The organism is Streptomyces sp. NPDC090108 (assembly GCF_044747185.1).
Lineage (GTDB): Bacteria > Actinomycetota > Actinomycetes > Streptomycetales > Streptomycetaceae > Streptomyces.
Genome location: NZ_JBIVDQ010000001.1, coordinates 68827 through 85919 on the forward strand (window position 1 = coordinate 68827; position 17093 = coordinate 85919).

Annotated in this window: 11 protein-coding genes and 1 pseudogene; 2 read left to right on the forward strand and 10 right to left on the reverse strand. The window is 72.5% G+C overall.

The genetic code is table 11. From position 1 onward, the window contains the following. Nucleotides 1-39: 39 nt before the first annotated feature. From ACIPRD_RS00255 to ACIPRD_RS00265, 3 genes are all read right to left on the reverse strand, one after another. A complete protein-coding gene (locus ACIPRD_RS00255; RefSeq protein WP_356404339.1) occupies nt 40-1485 on the reverse strand; it encodes an aldehyde dehydrogenase family protein in 1446 nt (481 codons plus the stop codon). A 389-nt stretch (nt 1486-1874) separates the two neighbouring features. Continuing rightward, complete coding sequence (locus tag ACIPRD_RS00260; protein ID WP_401558687.1) at nt 1875-3476, reverse strand: PucR family transcriptional regulator; 1602 nt, start codon at nt 3474-3476, stop codon at nt 1875-1877. A 392-nt stretch (nt 3477-3868) separates the two neighbouring features. Beyond that, nucleotides 3869-5995 carry an ATP-binding protein gene (locus tag ACIPRD_RS00265; protein WP_401558690.1) on the reverse strand — a complete coding sequence of 709 codons (2127 nt, stop codon included), beginning with the start codon at nt 5993-5995 and terminating at the stop codon, nt 3869-3871. A gap of 261 nt (nt 5996-6256) precedes the next feature. Between ACIPRD_RS00265 and gabT the strand changes: the two genes are divergently transcribed. Both gabT and ACIPRD_RS00275 read left to right on the forward strand, forming a co-directional pair. Further along, nucleotides 6257-7591 (forward strand): 4-aminobutyrate--2-oxoglutarate transaminase, encoded by a 1335-nt coding sequence (gene gabT / locus ACIPRD_RS00270; protein WP_356404333.1) that lies wholly within the window; start codon nt 6257-6259, stop codon nt 7589-7591. A gap of 480 nt (nt 7592-8071) precedes the next feature. After that, nucleotides 8072-8755: pseudogene (locus ACIPRD_RS00275) on the forward strand (phosphatase PAP2 family protein); the annotation flags it as partial. On the opposite strand, the gene ACIPRD_RS00280 reads toward ACIPRD_RS00275, so the two are convergent. The 7 genes from ACIPRD_RS00280 to ACIPRD_RS00310 form a co-directional block, all read right to left on the reverse strand. Then, on the reverse strand, nt 8697-10499 hold the full coding sequence (locus tag ACIPRD_RS00280; RefSeq protein WP_401558691.1) for a chitinase: 1803 nt from the start codon (nt 10497-10499) through the stop codon (nt 8697-8699). The pseudogene ACIPRD_RS00275 and the gene ACIPRD_RS00280 overlap by 59 nt on opposite strands. A gap of 261 nt (nt 10500-10760) precedes the next feature. Continuing rightward, nucleotides 10761-11213 (reverse strand): hypothetical protein, encoded by a 453-nt coding sequence (locus ACIPRD_RS00285; RefSeq protein ID WP_401558694.1) that lies wholly within the window; start codon nt 11211-11213, stop codon nt 10761-10763. A 126-nt stretch (nt 11214-11339) separates the two neighbouring features. Continuing rightward, nucleotides 11340-12770: an FAD-dependent oxidoreductase gene (locus ACIPRD_RS00290; protein ID WP_356404327.1), complete on the reverse strand. Its 1431-nt coding sequence runs from the start codon at nt 12768-12770 to the stop codon at nt 11340-11342. Nucleotides 12771-12793: 23 nt separating this feature from the next. Beyond that, nucleotides 12794-13594 (reverse strand): ABC transporter permease, encoded by an 801-nt coding sequence (locus ACIPRD_RS00295; protein ID WP_356404325.1) that lies wholly within the window; start codon nt 13592-13594, stop codon nt 12794-12796. Next, the gene (locus ACIPRD_RS00300; RefSeq protein ID WP_356404322.1) at nt 13594-14523 is read right to left on the reverse strand and encodes an ABC transporter permease; all 930 of its coding nucleotides are present in this window, start codon (nt 14521-14523) and stop codon (nt 13594-13596) included. Before ACIPRD_RS00300 ends, ACIPRD_RS00295 begins: the two co-directional genes overlap by 1 nt. Further along, entirely contained in the window at nt 14523-15689 is a 1167-nt protein-coding gene (locus tag ACIPRD_RS00305; RefSeq protein ID WP_401558697.1) for an ABC transporter ATP-binding protein, read from the reverse strand. The genes ACIPRD_RS00300 and ACIPRD_RS00305 overlap by 1 nt, the downstream gene beginning before the upstream one ends. Continuing rightward, a complete protein-coding gene (locus ACIPRD_RS00310; protein ID WP_356404317.1) occupies nt 15686-16933 on the reverse strand; it encodes a spermidine/putrescine ABC transporter substrate-binding protein in 1248 nt (415 codons plus the stop codon). The genes ACIPRD_RS00305 and ACIPRD_RS00310 overlap by 4 nt, the downstream gene beginning before the upstream one ends. Between the last annotated feature and the right edge of the window lie 160 nt (nt 16934-17093).

Here is a 17093-nt window from a genome sequence, read left to right on the forward strand (position 1 = left end):
GACTCCGGTCTGTCCGCGACAGGCCGGCAGGTCAGCGGGTCAGAGGGCGACGCCGGTGAGGACCAGGACGCGCTCGTAGGTGTAGTCCTCCATCGCGTAGCGGACACCCTCGCGGCCCACACCGGACTGCTTGGCGCCGCCGTACGGCATCTGGTCGGCGCGGTAGGACGGGACGTCGCCGATGATGACACCGCCGACCTCGAGAGCGCTGTGGGCGCGGAAGGCGATCTGGATGTCGTGGGTGAACACGCCTGCCTGGAGGCCGTACTTGGAGTCGTTGACGGCGGCGAAGGCCTCGGCCTCGCCGTCCACCTTCAGCACGCTGAGGACGGGTCCGAAGACCTCCTCGCAGGCGAGGGTGGTGCCGCCCGGGAGGCCGGTGAGCACGGTCGGCGCGTAGGTGGCGCCGTCGCGCTCGCCGCCGGTGAGGAGCTGGGCGCCCGCGGCGACGGCCTCGTCGACCCAGGCCTCGACGCGCTTGGCGGCGTCCTCGCTGACGAGCGGGCCGACGTCGGTCTTGTCGTCGTTCGGGTCACCGGTGACCTGGGCCTCGACGGCGGCGACGATGCGCGGCAGCAGGCGGTCGTAGACGGAGGCGTCCGCGATCACGCGCTGCACGGAGATGCAGGACTGGCCGCCCTGGTAGTTGGAGAAGGTCGCGATGCGGGTCGCGGCCCAGTCCAGGTCGGCGTCGCTCGCCCAGTCGCCGAGGACGACGGCCGCGCCGTTGCCGCCCAGCTCCAGGGTGCAGTGCTTGCGCGGCACCGAGTCCATGATCGCGTAGCCGACCTTCTCGGAACCCGTGAAGGAGATGACCGGCAGGCGCTCGTCCTGGACCAGGGCGGGCATCTTGTCGTTGGCGACCGGCAGGATGCTCCAGGAGCCGGCCGGCAGGTCGGTCTCGGCGAGCAGCTCACCCAGGATCAGGCCGGACAGCGGGGTGGCCGGGGCCGGCTTCAGGATGATCGGGGCGCCGGCGGCGATGGCCGGGGCGACCTTGTGCGCGCACAGGTTCAGCGGGAAGTTGAACGGCGCGATGCCGAGGACGACGCCCTTGGGGAAGCGGCGGGTCAGGGCGAGACGGCCCTGGCCGCCGGCGTCGGTGTCGAGGCGCTGGGCCTCGCCGCCGTTGAAGCGCCGGGCCTCCTCGGCGGCGAAGCGGAAGACGGACACGGCGCGGCCGACCTCGCCGCGGGCCCACTTGATCGGCTTGCCGTTCTCGGCGGAGATCAGCTTGGCGATCTCCTCGGCGCGCTCGGCGAGGCGCTTGCTGACGTGGTCCAGGGCGCCGGCGCGGACGTGGGCCGGGGTCGCGGCGAACTCGTCGCGGACCGCGTGCGCGGCGGCCACGGCCTCCTCGACCTGGGCGTCGGTCGGCACGCTGACCGCGGCGACGACCCGGCCGTCCCAGGGGGAAGTGACGTCGAAGCTGTCCTCGCCGGTGGCCTGGCGGCCGGCGAGCCAGAAGGCGTGGGTGGAAGTCATGTACGAGTCCCGGCCCTTCCGCGTTGGGGGTTTCGTTCGGTTCGTGGACCACCGTAGGGCGGGCCCGGCCGGGGGTCGCTTGTCCGGGACGTACGGGTGGCCCGCGCGGACGCTCCGCTTTGGCCTGGTGGGAACGAACCTGGACGGCGCGGACCGGAACGGGTCTCGGAGGCAGGGCGGGGGCCGACGCGGGGGCGGCCCGACGCCCGGGGGGGCAGGGGCCGACGCGGGGGCGGGGGCCGACGCCCGGGGGGCCTGCCGACGCCCGGGGGGCGGGGGCAGGCGCGGGCGCGAGGGCCGACGTCGGGGGCCGCGCACGTGTACCGGGACGGCGGCAGCGGCTCAGCGGACGCCCGGGCGGCGGCTCGGCGGACGCCCGGGGCGGCGGCTCACTCCGACGAGGTCGCCTTCAGCGCGAGCCACAGCTCCATCCGTACGTCCGCGTCGTCGAGGGAGCGTCCGAGGATCTCCTCGACCCGGCGCATCCGGTAGCGCAGGGTGTGGCGGTGGACGCCGAGGTCCGCCGCGGCGGCGTCCCACTGGCCGTGCCGGGACAGCCACGCCCGCAGCGAGGCGACCAGGTCCCCGCGGCCCGTGGCGTCGTGCTCGTACAGGGCCCGCAGCAGGCCGTCGGCGAACGCCTTCACCGCGTCGTCGGCCAGCAGCGGCAGCACCGAGCCGGCCGCGAGCTGCTCGTGCTCCACGCACACGCGCCCGCGCCGCCTGGCCACGGACAGTGCCTGCTCGGCCTGCTTGTACGCGGCGGCCGCGGCGATCGGCCCGACCGGGGCGGAGAGTCCGACGACCAGTTCCTGTTCGTCCCCCGGCGTCTGCTCCCGCGCGGGGCGCGCGGCTTCCAGCGCGGCCGCGTGCGCGGCGCACGCGGCGACGGCCGCTCCCCCGTCCGCGGCCAGCACGACCAGCCGGTCGCCGTCCGGTACGACGAGGACGCTCTCCCCGGACCGCGCGGCCGCCGACTCCACCGCCTCCGCGACCGCGCCGAGCGCGTCGGTGTCCGTCTCGGTGTGCGGCCGTCCGGCCGGGCCGGGGACCACCTCGGCGACGATCACCCGGAAGGGTGCGTCCAGGAGTCCGCCGTACAGGTCACCGGCGACGGCCCGGGCGTGGTCGGGCTCCCCGGCGAGCAGCATGCGCAGCACGGCCGAACCGATCCGCTGCTCGGCCGCGTACAGCGAGCGGGAGCGTTCGGTGGTGAGGGTGAGCAGGGCGATCGCGGAGTGGACGGCGTAGCGTTCGGCGGTCCCGGGGGCGGCGGCCGTGCCGACGGCGAGCGCGGCGCGCGGGCGGCGGCCGGTGCCGAGGGAGTGCAGTTCCACCCGGTCCTCGTTGTCGGGGGCGCCGGCCACGACGGAGGCGGGCGTGGGCCGTTCCCGCAGCCGTTCGACCTCGGTGACGAGCCGGGCGGCGCGGCGGCCGGCCCACTCGGGCGCGGCGGCGACGACGGCTCCGGAGGCGTCGTAGAGGGCGGCCCAGCCGTCGACCTGGGCGGCGAGGGCGGCGAGGACGCCCTCGGGGCCGGCGGTCAGTGCCTGCCGGGTCAGTTCGCGCTGGGCGGCGAAGCCCGCTGTCACCGCGCGGTACTGGTCGGCGGCGATCGCCGCGGAGACGGCCTTGCTGATGGCGAGGAAGGGGGTGCGGCGGGGCACCTCCAGCAGGGGCAGCCCCTCGTGTCGGGCGGCTTCGACGAGGGCGTCGGGGATGTCGTCGTAGTTCACCCCGACGGCGAAGCCGAGTCCGACGACGCCGGCGTCGGCCAGCCGCTTCACGTACCGGCGCATCGCCTCGGGGTCCTCCGCGTCCAGTTTGAGCGCGGTGACGAGCAGGAGCTCGCCGCCCTCCATGTAGGGGACGGGGTCGGCCAGCTCGCTGACGTGGGCCCAGCGGACGGGCACGTCGAGGCGGTCCTCGCCCGCGCGCACGGTCAGCTTGAGCGCGGAGTGGTGGACGAGCGAGGCGAGGGTCGGGGGCATGGGGCCTTCAGGTCGGTGACGCGGGCACGGGCGCCGGTCGGAGCGCGGTGGGTCGCGCGGGTCCGGTGATCGTCGTGATCAATTGGCCGCCGCGTATGAACGGCCTGTGCCGATTCTGCCTCACCGTCCGATGCCCCACCGTCCCGACGCCGGACCCGCCGACGCCGGACCTGTCGACGTCGGCCTCGGCAACGCCGGCCCTGTCGACACCGGACCTGTCGACGTCGACCTCGGCAACGCCGGCCCGACCGGCACGGTCCCGACCGGCGCCGGCCCGACCGGCACCGGCTCGAACGGCATCGACCCGGGCACCGCCGGTCCGGGCACCGCGAGCCCGAACGCCGCCGGTCCCCGTCCCTCGCCCGCAGGCCGCGCCCGCGGGGACCCTCCGTTCACCCCCGCAGGTCCACCAGCAGCGGCGGCGCGTGCTCGCCGCGCACGGTCGTCAGCGACAGCACCGCGTGCCCGGGCGGCACCCCGTGCGCCAGCTCGGAAGCGGACCACCGCTCCCGCTCCACCTGCCGCACGGTGACGGCCCGGGCGGTGGGCGCCTTGCCGGTGATGACACGGCGCAGCATGTGCACGGCCTTGCCGGCCGGGGTCTCGGCGATGATCTGCCGGTCGGTGACGTCGCGGGCCTCGATCCACTCCTTGCCCCACACCTCGGCGAAGTCCTGGCCGTCCCAGGGGGTGAGCCCGGACAGCGCCATCCGGCAGCCGGTGGCGCCGAGCAGCGGGCCGCGCAGCGGCCGGGGCACGTCGTCCAGGGTGCGCAGGGTCAGTACGGCTCCCGCGCCCGCGGAACGCAGCCGCTGGATGCCGCGCACGGCCTCCGGAGTGACCACCCCGCCGGCGTCGTCCAGCAGCAGGCAGGCGAACAGCGACCGGTCCTCCCGTGCCGTCACGCCGGCCGTGAACTGGGCGAGCACCAGCCGGGCCAGGATGCGGGAGGCGTCGGCGTGCCCGCGCTCGGGCAGGTCGATGCGGACCCGGACCGGGTGGTCGAGGGCCCTGAGGGAGAAGGGTCGTGAGGCGCCCGAGGTGTCGAAGAAGGCGGCGAAGGCGGGCCGGTCGAGCAGGGCGATCCGGTCAGCGAGCACGGCGCCCACGTCGCCGGGGTGCGCCATCTGGCGTTCCCGGGCGTCGAGCTCCCTGAGCAGCGGCTCCTGGCCGGTGTCGGTGAGCGCCTTGCGCAGGGCGGCCAGCGGGCCGGGGGCACCGTCGAGGAGCCCGCGCAGTTCGGGCACGGACGGGAAGCGTCTGTGGACGGCGTGGAAGGGGCCGAGCAGCTGGGCGAGGACGGTGGTGGAGCGCCGGCTGTCGCTGCCGGGGTGCGGGTCGGCGAGGTCGCCGACGAGGGCCTCGGCGAGTATGGCGGCGGCCTCGTCGGGGTCGGTGGTGCCGCCGTACAGGTCAAGGTCGTACACGGAGTCGGGGTGTCCGATGCGGACGACGACGTCGTAGGCCTCGGACGGCCCGAGGCCCGCGCCCGCCGCTCCGACGGCCACGACGGCGGCCCGTCCGGCGAGGGCGTGCAGGCACAGGGACTCGGCGAGCGGGCGGATCAGGGTGTCGGTCTTGCCGGAACCGGCCGGACCGACGGCGAGCAGCGAGGTGCCGAGCAGATCGGGGCCGAGGGCGAGGCCGGAGCCTCGGTACTGGTACGGGTTGCGCGGGTCGTCGGCGGTGGTGCCGAGCCGTACCTGACCGGTGAGCAGGTCGTGGCGGCCGTGGCGGGCGGGCAGGTCGCGGTCGCCGGAGGGGTGCGCGCAGGCCGCCGAACCGTCCTTCAGCACAGCGCCGGTGAAGGCGGTCAGGCCGTGCCGTCCGGACCGTACGCTCTGCCAGGCGCGGCTGATCCGCGCGTGGTCGACGTCCCGCATGATCCCGGCCCTCGCCTCGGAGGCCAGCCGTTCGGCGGCCTCGTGGCCGCCCGCCGCGCGCAGCTCGGGCCACTCGGCGAGGTCCCGCTCGGGCGTGGGGGGCGGCTGCTCGGCCGGTCCGGCGGGACTCCACGCCGGCGGTCCCCAGCGTCGCCAGACCTCTCCCCACCGGCCGAGCCGGCCGACGACGAGCAGGATGGCGACGGCGATGAGCGTGTAGTACGAGTACCAGAGGACGGCGTTGCCGACGTGGCTGTTCCCCTCGCGCCAGGAGTCGGGGGTGAACAGTTCCAGCGGGATGACCCACCAGCCGCCGAGGTAGCCGTTCCAGAGCAGGGACCACACCAGCCAGCCGACGAGGAAGGCGATGAGCGCGCCGCTGAGCAGCTGGCGGGCCGGGGTCGGCTCGGGCTCCTGCTCGGGGCGCGGCCGGTGGCCCAGGCGCCACACTCCGGGCGCGGCCTCGGGCCGGGGCGCGCGCAGCCAGGTCAGGAAGGCTGTGCCGTCCGGCCTGGGTGGTGCGCCGGGCGGCACCGCGGGCATCGGCGGCACGACGGAGCCCTCCACCGGCGCCGCCGGGCGCGGCACCGGGTTCACCTGTGCGCGGCGCTCGTCCCGCGTCCCGTCGCTGTTCATCGCCCTTGCCCCCTGACCAGCCGTTCCGTCACCGTCAGCGAGCCAATCTAACGTCCTGGCAAGGGGAGTTCACTGTTTACGCGGCCGAGAACGGCCGGCGGGGTCGATGGCGGGGCTCCGGCCCGCTCCGCCGCGGCTATGTCCATCGCGGACAACCGTCACCCCGGACAACGCCCACATGGAGCATGCCCAGCTACCGGCACCGGTCTTAGCCTGCGAGAAAAGAAGGCAAGAGTCCGTAATACCCCCCAGGAGCCCCGCATGACCGCACTTCCGCAGGAGCGCCGCGTCGTCACCGCCATTCCCGGCCCGAAGTCGCAGGAGCTTCAGGCCCGCCGTCTCTCCGCGGTCGCGCAGGGCGTGGGCTCCACGCTCCCGGTCTTCGTCACGCGCGCGGGCGGCGGTGTCATCGAGGACGTCGACGGCAACAGCTTCATCGACTTCGGTTCCGGCATCGCCGTGACCTCCGTGGGCGCCTCCGCCGAGGCCGTCGTACGCCGGGCGAGCGCCCAGCTGGCCGACTTCACCCACACCTGTTTCATGGTCACCCCGTACGAGGGCTACGTGGAGGTCGCCGAGGCCCTCGCCGAGCTCACCCCGGGCGACCACGCCAAGAAGTCCGCGCTGTTCAACTCGGGCGCCGAGGCCGTCGAGAACGCCGTCAAGATCGCCCGTGCGTACACCAAGCGCCAGGCGGTCGTCGTGTTCGACCACGGCTACCACGGCCGTACGAACCTCACGATGGCGCTGACCTCGAAGAACATGCCGTACAAGAACGGCTTCGGTCCGTTCGCGCCCGAGGTGTACCGCGTGCCGGTCGCCTACGGCTACCGCTGGCCGACCGGCCCGGAGAACGCCGGCCCCGAGGCCGCGAAGATGGCGATCGACCAGATCACCAAGCAGGTCGGCGCGGACAACGTGGCCGCGATCATCATCGAGCCGGTGCTCGGTGAGGGCGGCTTCATCGAGCCGGCCAAGGGCTTCCTGCCCGCGATCCGCCAGTTCGCCGCCGACAACGGCATCGTCTTCGTCGCCGACGAGATCCAGTCCGGCTTCTGCCGCACCGGCCAGTGGTTCGCGTGCGAGGACGAGGGCATCGTCCCGGACCTGATCACCACCGCCAAGGGCATCGCGGGCGGCATGCCGCTCGCCGCCGTGACGGGCCGCGCCGAGATCATGGACGCCGCGCACGCGGGCGGCCTCGGCGGCACCTACGGCGGCAACCCGGTGGCCTGCGCCGCCGCGCTCGGCGCCATCGAGACGATGAAGGAGCAGGACCTCAACGGCAAGGCCAAGCGCATCGAGGAGGTCATGAAGGGCCGCCTGGAGGCGATGGCGGAGAAGTTCGACATCATCGGTGAGATCCGCGGCCGCGGCGCCATGATCGCCATCGAGCTGGTCAAGGACCGTGCCGGCAAGGAGCCGCACCCGGAGGCCGCCGCCGCGCTCGCCAAGGCCTGCCACCAGGAGGGCCTGCTGGTCCTGACCTGCGGCACCTACGGCAACGTGCTGCGCTTCCTGCCCCCGCTGGTCATCGGCGAGGACCTGCTGAACGAGGGTCTGGACATCATCGAGCAGTCCTTCGCGCGCGTCTGAGACCGCATCCGACAGAGGTCCGCGGACCGCGCATCTGAGCGAGTGGTCCGCACCTCTGAAGGCCGACTGCGGCAGGCATGTGAAGAACGTGTGCGAGGTGGATGGCGGGACGCGATTCCGCCTGCCCAAGCACCACGGCCTGCCGTAAGTTCGGTCCGGATGAGAGATACACCTCGTCCGCGGGAGACCGTGGACGACTTCAGGGCGGGGCCTCCCCAGCTTCGACCTGGTCGTGCCCTCGCGCACACAACCGGCGCCTGACGGCTCCGGGATCTCCTCACTGATCGGACGGTCGCCGCCCCAAACCCCCCGGGGCGTGCGGCACTCCGGTCCGGTCGGCCGCCTCGGAACCACCCCCCCTTGTTCCGGGGCGGCCGACCTCCTCCTTTTTCCGGCGGCTTCTCCTCAGCCGGTTCTCCGGCTTCTTCCGGCGCCTTCTCCTGCGCCGCTCTCCGTGCCGCACCTGAGAAGCTGGAACGCGTGTCGACTCCCCAGCAGCCCGGCCCCCGCGTCCCGCGCGCCGTGCACGCCGCTCTCCTAGGTGTCCCGGCCCTCCTGTTCGCCCTGATCACCTGGCAGGTCGTCGGCCACGGTCCGCTGCTGCGGCTCGACGCCCGGCTCAGCCGGGCACTCGTGCACCCCGACCGGTTCTCGGAACTCCTCTCCGATCTCGGCGACGTCCAGGTGGCGGTGCCGGTCCTGGTGCTCGCGCTGGGCTGGACCGCCTGGCACGGCCGCGCCACCGGCACGCACCGGTGGTGGCTGCCGCCCCTGGCCGCGGCCGTCCTGATGGTCCTGCTGCCGGCGGTCGTCGTGCCGCTGAAGGAGTGGACCGCACGGCCGGGGACCCCCGTGGTGCCCCCGGCCGTCGGCTATTTCCCCTCCGGCCACACGGCGACGGCGGGGGTCGGCTACGGCGCCGCGACCCTGCTCCTGCTGCCCTGGCTCCGCTCCCCCGCCGCCCGCCGGATCCTCGTCGGCGCCTGCGCGGCGCTCGTGCTGGGGGTGTCGTACGGGCTGGTGCGCCGGGGCTGGCACTGGCCGCTGGACGTGGTGGCGGCCTGGCTGCTGTGCGCCGTGCTGCTGGCGGGGCTGTCGCTGGTGATCAGCCGAAGTAGGCGTCGAAGTTCTTCTGGAACTCCCAGTTCGAGAAGCGGTCCCAGTTCACCGACCACGTCATCAGACCCCGCAGGCCGGACCACGTCCCGTGCGTCGGGTACGAGCCGCAGTTCGTCCGCTTCGTGAGGCAGTCCAGGGCCTTGGTGACCTCGGACGGGGCCACGTAGCCGTTGCCGGCGTTGACGGAGGCGGGCATGCCGATCGCCACCTGGTCCGGGCGCAGTGGCGGGAAGACGTTGTTGGCGTCGCCCGCGACGGGAAAGCCGGTGAGCAGCATGTCGGTCATGGCGATGTGGAAGTCGGCGCCGCCCATGGAGTGGTACTGGTTGTCGAGGCCCATGATCGGACCCGAGTTGTAGTCCTGGACGTGCAGCAGGGTCAGGGAGTCGCGCAGGGCGTAGAGGACGGGCAGGTAGGCGCCGCAGCGCGGGTCCTGGCCGCCGAACCTGCCGGTGCCGTAGAACTGGTAGCCCATCTGCACGAAGAACGTCTCCGGCGCCATGGTCAGCACGAACGTGGCCCCGTATCTGGCCTTCAGGGTCTTCAGCGCCGAGATCAGGTTGACGACGACGGGTGTCGTGGGGTTCTTGAAGTCGGTGTCGTTCGCGTCGAGCGACAGGGAGTGGCCCTCGAAGTCGATGTCGAGGCCGTCCAGGCCGTAGGTGTCGATGATCCGCGCGACCGAGGAGACGAAGGTGTCGCGGGCCGCCGCGGTGGTGAGCTGGACCTGGCCGTTCTGGCCGCCGATCGAGAGCAGCACCTTCTTGCCCGCCGCCTGCTTGGCTTTGACCGCCGCCTTGAAGTCGGCGTCGCTCTCCACGTTCGGGCACTCGGTGACCGGGCAGCGGTTGAAGCGGATGTCGCCGGAGGTGACCGACGTGGGTTCGCCGAAGGCCAGGTCGATGACGTCCCAGCTGTCGGGGACGTCGGCGAGGCGGGTGTAGCCGGAGCCGTTGGCGAAGGTGGTGTGGAGGTAGCCGACCAGGGCGTGGGCGGGCAGGTCGCCGGTGCCGCCGCCCCCGCCGCCGGCGCTGGTCGTGGCGGTCACGGCGGCCGACCTGGCGGACTCGCCGGCCGCGTTGACGGCGCTCACCTGGAAGCTGTAAGCCGTCGACGGTGTGAGGCCGGTGACGGTGGCCGAGGTCCCGCCCGGCGACTGCACCTTGACCCCGTCGCGGTAGACGGCGTAGCCGGTGGCGCCGGACACCGCCGACCAGGACAGGGCGACGGAGGACGAGGTCACGGCGGTGGCACGAAGGCCGGTGGGCGCGGCGGGCGGCTGGCCGGCGCCGCCGCCGCCCGGCCCGGTCAGGGAGATGTCGTCGGCGTTGTAGGCGCCGGTGCCGTACCAGCCGTGGGTGTAGAGGGTGACGCCGGTGGTGGCGGCGCCGGTGGTGAAGGTGGTGGTCAGCTTCTGCCAGTCGGTGGCGGAGGGGGTCCAGGTGGAGACGTCGGTGGTGCCGGTGCCGGTGGCGCCGAGGTAGACGTAGGCGCCGCGGACGTAACCGGACAGCGTGTACGTGGAGTTCGGCCGGACGGCCACCGTCTGCGTGCACGGGGCGTTGTCGCTGCCGGCCGGGGTGGCCTGCAGTGCGCTGCCGCCGCCGTGCACGGGCGAGGTGACCGTCGTCGCCGCCGTGCAGGTCCAGTCGGCCAGGCCGGACTCGAAGCCGCCGTTCGTGACGAGGTCCGCGTCGGCCGCGCGGGCGGCCGACGAGAGCGCTGTGACGCCGGGCACGGCCAGGGCCAGGGCCGCGAGAAGAGCGACCAGGGGTCTGGAGCGTTCCACAAGTGCCTCCGGGCATGGGGGAGTTGGAGGAGCGGAGCGCCTTCAACTTGGTCCAGACCAATCCCGTTGTCAAGGTGCGCGACGGCCGCCGGGCCACAGCGGCACGGACTCCCCGCCGCTCGTGCCCGCCGCGGGCGCGGACGTCACCGCTCACGCCCGCCGAGGGCGCGAACGTCACCGCCCCCTACCGCGGGCACGAACGTCACTGCTCCTCACCGCGGGCACGGACGTCACCTCTCCCTCCGCAAGCGCGGGCGGGCGTCACCGCTCGCCTCCCCCGGCCGGCCCCGCCGCCGCCTCGTGCATCGCCAGCTCCAGGAGGGCCGGGTCGGTGAGGGTGCCGGAGCCGTCCGGGGGCACCAGCCAGCGCACGCCCTGGGTGGCGCGGCCCGGGTACGGCACCACGATCCAGGTGCCGGGTCCGGCGGTGCGGATGCCGGTGCCGAGCCAGCGGGCCGCCGTGCCCGGGGGTACGAAGAAGCCCACCCGGTTGTCCCCGAAGTCGGCCAGCACCGGGCCGGGCTGGTCGAGGACGCGGGTGAGCACGTCCAGCGTGGGATAGCCGAGGCCGCCCGGCAGGATGAGCACGTCCCAGGCCTTGCCCGCGGGCAGCAGGGCCACCCCGAGGGGGCTGCGCTCCCATTCCCAGCGGCACGCCTCCGGATCCGGTGCGACGGATGCCAGCCACTCGACCGCCGTCTTCGCACCAGCCATGAGAGACCTCCCTTTCCCGTGGACGCCGATCGCGCCCCAGAGGAAGAGAGGGAGGTCTCCGGCGGGCATTACGCGGGTTTGCCGGACTTCTTGGACGTGACTTGGGTCACACCACCTCGGGGGGCCTCAGCTGTCGAAGCCGAGTCCCAGCCGGTCCATCGTCCGCAGCCACAGGTTGCGGCGGCCGGCGTGGGCGTCCGCGCGGGCCAGGGACCACTTGGTGAGCGCGATCCCGGTCCAGGCGAACGGCTCCGGCGGGAACGGCAGCGGCTTCCTGCGCACCATCTCCAGTTCCGTCCGCTCGGTGCGCTCCCCGTCCAGCAGGTCGAGCATCACGTCGGCCCCGAAGCGCGTGGCGCCGACGCCGAGGCCGGTGTAGCCCGCCGCGTACGCCACCCTGCCCCGGTGGGCGGTGCCGAAGAACGCCGAGAAACGCGAGCAGGTGTCGATCGCGCCGCCCCAGGCGTGCGTGAAGCGGACGCCCTCCAGCTGCGGGAAGCAGGTGAAGAAGTGCCCGGCGAGCTTGGCGTAGGTCTCCGGGCGGTCGTCGTACTCCGAGCGCACCCGGCCGCCGTAGTGGTGGATCGCGTCGTAGCCGCCCCACAGGATCCGGTTGTCGGCCGACAGCCGGAAGTAGTGGAACTGGTTGGCCGCGTCCCCGAGGCCCTGGCGGTTCTTCCAGCCGAGCGAGGCCAGCCGGTCCGCGTCGAGCGGCTCGGTCATCAGCGCGTAGTCGTAGACCGGCACGGTGTAGGAGCGCACGCGGCGCAGCAGGCTGGGGAAGACGTTCGTGGCGAGCACGGTCTTGCGGGCGCGGACCGACCCGTAGGGGGTGCGGACGGACATCCCGGGGCCGTACTGGGTCAGGGTGAGCGCGGGTGTGTGCTCGTACACCCGCACCCCGAGCCGGACGCAGGCCTGCTTCAGGCCCCAGGCGAGCTTGGCGGGGTGCAGCATGGCGACACCCCGGCGGTCCCACAGGCCGGCGGTGAAGGTGGGCGAGTCCACCTGCTCGCGCACGGCCTCGGCGTCCAGGAACTCCATTCCGCCGGCGAGGCCCTTGTCCTCCAGTTCGCGGTGCCAGTCGCGCAGTTCCCAGGCCTGGTAGGCCTCGGTGGCGACGTCGATCTCACCGGTGCGCTCGAAGTCGCAGTCGATGCCGTGCCGGGCGAGCGCGGCCTCGATCTCGTCGAGGTTGCGCGCGCCGAGCTCCTGGAGCCGGTGGATCTCACCGGGCCAGCGGGCGAGCCCGTTGGGCAGGCCGTGTGTGAGGGAGGCGGCGCAGAAGCCGCCGTTGCGGCCCGAGGCGGCCCAGCCCACCTCGCGGCCTTCCAGCAGGACCACGTCCCGCCGCGGGTCGCGCTCCTTGGCGTTGAGCGCGGCCCACAGTCCGCTGTAACCGCCGCCGACGACCAGCAGATCGCAGGTCTCGGCGGAGGTCAGGGCGGCTTCGGGGTGGGGCTTGCCGGGGTCTTCCAGCCAGTACGGGACCGGCTGGGCTTCGGAGAGAGAGGAGATCCAGTTGTCTGTGCCACGGCTCATGGCGCTAGGGGCCATGATTTCAACTCCCTACAGAGGGTCTACGCCTTGTGGTGGTTCCGGCGGTTGGTGATCAGCATCGAGACCAGGACGAACAGTACGGCGACCAGGAACATGGCCGTGCCGATGACATTGATCTGGACGGGCGTGCCGCGCTGCGCCGAGCCCCACACGAACATGGGGAAGGTGACCGTCGAGCCCGCGTTGAAGTTGGTGATGATGAAGTCGTCGAAGGAGAGCGCGAAGGACAGCAGCGCGCCCGCGGCGATGCCGGGTGCCGCGATCGGCAGGGTGACCCGCAGGAAGGTCTGCGCCGGGCCCGCGTACAGGTCCCGGGCGGCCTCCTCCAGCCGCGGGTCCATCGACATCACGCGCGCCTTGACCGCGGTGACGACGAAGCTGAGGCAGAACATGATGTGGGCGATCAGGATCGTCCAGAAGCCGAGCTGCGCGCCCATGTTGAGGAACAGGGTGAGCAGCGAGGCCGCCATGACGACCTCGGGCATCGCCATCGGCAGGAAGATCAGCGAGTTGACGGCGCCGCGCGCGCGGAAGCGGTAGCGGACCAGCGCGAAGGCGATCATCGTGCCCAGCGCGGTCGCCCCGATCGTCGCCCACAGGGCGATCTGGAGGCTGAGGGACAGCGAGCCGCACATGCCGGCGACCCCGCACGGGTCCTTCCACGCGGCGGCCGAGAAGTGCTGCCACTCGTAGTTGAAGCGCCCCTTGGGCTTGTTGAAGGAGAACACCGTGACGACGACGTTCGGCAGCAGGAGATAGCCGAGCGTCAGCAGTCCGGCGATGACGACGAGATGGCGCTTGAGCCATGTGACGACGGGCATCAGACCAGATCCTCCGTGCCGGACCGCCGGATGTAGACCGTGACCATGGCCAGGATGGCGGCCATGAGGATGAAGGAGAGCGCGGCGGCCGTCGGGTAGTCCAGGATGCGCAGGAACTGCGTCTGGATGACGTTGCCGATCATGCGGGTGTCGGTGGAGCCGAGCAGCTCGGCGTTGACGTAGTCACCGGCCGCCGGGATGAAGGTGAGCAGCGTGCCGGAGACGACGCCGGGCATCGACAGCGGGAAGGTCACCTTGCGGAAGGTGGTCCAGGGCCGCGCGTACAGGTCGCCGGCCGCCTCGTGCAGCCTGCCGTCGATCCGCTCCAGCGAGGTGTACAGCGGCAGGATCATGAACGGCAGGAAGTTGTACGTCAGTCCGCACACCACCGCGAGCGGGGTGGCGAGGACGCGGTCGCCGGCCGTCCAGCCGATCCAGTCGGTGAGGTCCAGCACGTGCAGGGTGTTCAGGGCGTGCACGACCGGGCCGTTGTCCGCGAGGATCGTCTTCCAGGCCAGCGTGCGGATCAGGAAGCTGGTGAAGAACGGCGCGATCACCAGGACCATGATCAGGTTCCGCCAGCGGCCCGCGCGGAAGGCGATCAGATAGGCCAGCGGGTAGCCGAGCAGCAGGCACAGCACGGTCGCGGCCGCCGCGTAGAGCACGGAGCGCACGAACTGCGGCCAGTACTCGCTGATCGCGTCCCAGTAGGTCACGAAGTGCCAGGTGACCTTGTAGCCCTGCTCCAGGGAGCCGGTCTGCACGGAGGTGGAGGCCTGGTAGACCATCGGCAGCGCGAAGAAGACGAGCAGCCACAGGATGCCGGGCAGCAGCAGCCAGTACGGGGTGAGGCGGCCGCGCCGGCGCGGCGGCTTTCCGGACGCCTCTGCGGGGGCGGGCGGAGAGGGCGCCTCGGTGAGCGTCGTCATCAGGCGGCCACCTCCTCCTCGACGGCCGCCGTGCCCGCGTCCGGGGACTGGGCCGCGTCGAGACCGAAGGTGTGGGCGGGGTTCCAGTGCAGGACGACCTCGGCGCCGGGGACGAGCCGGGCGTCACGGTCGACGTTCTGGACGTAGACCGCGAGCTCGCCGCCCACGGGGCTGTCGATCACGTACTGGGTGGAGACGCCGATGAAGCTCGCGTCGGCGATCGTCCCGGTGAGGCGGTTGCGTCCGTCGGGGACGGAGCCGGCGTCGTCGGCGTGGGCGAGGGCTATCTTCTCGGGGCGTATGCCGACCAGCACCTTGCCGCCGGTCCCGGCCGGGGCCGCGCAGCGGGCCGCGGGCAGCACGAGCCTGCCGTCGCCCGCCTTCAGCACGAGGTCGTCGCCGCTGCGGCTGTCGATCTCGGCCTCGACGAGGTTGGAGGTGCCGAGGAAGTTGGCGACGAAGGTGGTGCGCGGGTTCTCGTAGAGGTCGGCGGGCGAGCCGAGCTGCTCGACGCGGCCCGCGCTCATCACGGCGACCGTGTCGGCCATGGTCATGGCCTCCTCCTGGTCGTGCGTGACGTGGATGAAGGTGATGCCGACCTCGGTCTGGATGCGCTTGAGCTCCAGCTGCATCTGGCGGCGCAGCTTCAGGTCCAGGGCGCCGAGGGGCTCGTCGAGGAGGAGCACCTTGGGGTGGTTGATGAGGGCGCGGGCCACGGCGACGCGCTGCTGCTGGCCGCCGGAGAGCTGGTGCGGCTTCTTGCGGGCCTGCTCACCGAGCTGGACGAGGTCCAGCATCTCCTCGACCTGCATCTTCACGCTCTTGATGCCGCGCCGGCGCAGGCCGAAGGCGACGTTCTCGTAGATGTCGAGGTGCGGGAAGAGGGCGTAGGACTGGAAGACGGTGTTGACCGGCCTCTTGTACGGCGGCAGGTGGGTGACGTCCTGGTCGCCGAGGTGCACGGTCCCGCAGGAAGGTTCCTCCAGGCCGGCGATCATGCGCAGGGTGGTCGTCTTGCCGCAGCCGGAGGCGCCGAGGAGCGCGAAGAAGGAGCCCTGCGGCACGGTCAGGTCCAGCGGGTGCACGGCGGTGAAGGAGCCGTAGGTCTTGCCGATCCCGGCGAGGCGGACGTCGCCGCCGTTGTCTGTGGTCTTCATCGTCGTCACGCCCCTGTGAGCTTCGCGAACTTCTCTTCGTATGTCGTCTCTTCCTTCTGGCTCAGGGAGCGGAAGGCATGGGACTTCGCCTGCATGGTCTTGTCGGGCACGATCAGCGGGTTGTCCGCCGCGGCCTTGTCGATTTTCGCAAGGTACGGCCGTACACCGTCGACCGGAGTGACGTAGTTGATGTAGGCGGCGAGCGCGGCGGCCTGATCGGGTTCGTAGTAGAAGTCGATCAGTCGCTCGGCGTTCGTCTTGTGACGCGCCCTGTTGGGGATCAGCAGGTTGTCGGTCGCAGAATGGTATCCGCTGTCCGGGATGACGTAGTCGATGTCCTTGCTGTCCGCCTTGAGCTGTACGACGTCCCCGGCCCAGGCGAGACACGCCGCGAAGTCGCCCTTGGTGAGGTCGGAGGTGTAGTCGTTGCCCGTGAAGCGGCGGATCTGGCCGCTGTCGACGGCCTTCTGCATGCGGGCGATCGCCGCGTCGAAGTCGTCGTCGGTGAACGTCCGGAGGTCCTTGCCCATGTCGAGCAGCGTCATGCCGACGCTGTCGCGCATCTCTGACAGGAAGCCGACCCGGCCCTTGAGCTTCGGGTTGTCGAGGAGGTCCGAGACGGACTTCACCTCGACGCCGTCGAGTGCCTTCTTGTTGTAGGCGATGACGGTCGGGATGCCGGTCCAGGGGTAGGAGTAGGCGCGGCCCGGGTCCCAGTCGGGGGAGCGGAACTGGGGCGAGAGGTTGGCGAAGGCGTGCGGCAGGTTCGAGGGGTCCAGCTTCTGCACCCAGCCGAGGCGGATCAGCCGGGCGGCCAGCCAGTCGGTGAGGACGACGAGGTCGCGGCCGGTGTCCTGGCCCGCGGCGAGCTGCGGCTTGATCTTGCCGAAGAACTCGTTGTTGTCGTTGATGTCCTCGGTGTACTGGACCTGGATGCCGGTGCGCCGGCGGAAGACGTCGAGCGTGGGGTGATGCTTGCCGCTGTCGTCGATGTCGATGTACTCGGTCCAGTTGGAGAAGTGCACCGTCTTCTCCTTGGCCGAGTGGTCCTCGGCGGACAGGCCGCCCCGGGTCTGTCCGGCCGCCGGGATGCCGCAGCCGCTCAGCGCCCCGAGTCCGCCGGCGGCGAGCGCCCCGCCGGCGGAGGCGCGCAGCAGGGAACGGCGGGACATGGCGGCCCGCCCGTTGCGCAGGCTGCGCCGCAGAGCGGCCACCTGGGCAGGGGTCGGGCGTTCGGGCTCGTACTGCTCCATGCGCGTGGTGCCCTTTCGTCGGTGAACGGGTCGCTCTGGCGGGGGGCGGGGCCGGACCGCGGTGCCGTCCGCGCCCCGGAGACGGGGACGACGGTGTCCGGTGCGTGCGGCCGCGAGGCGGAGGGGCCGCACGCGTGCCGGGCGTGCGCGTGGGGGGCGC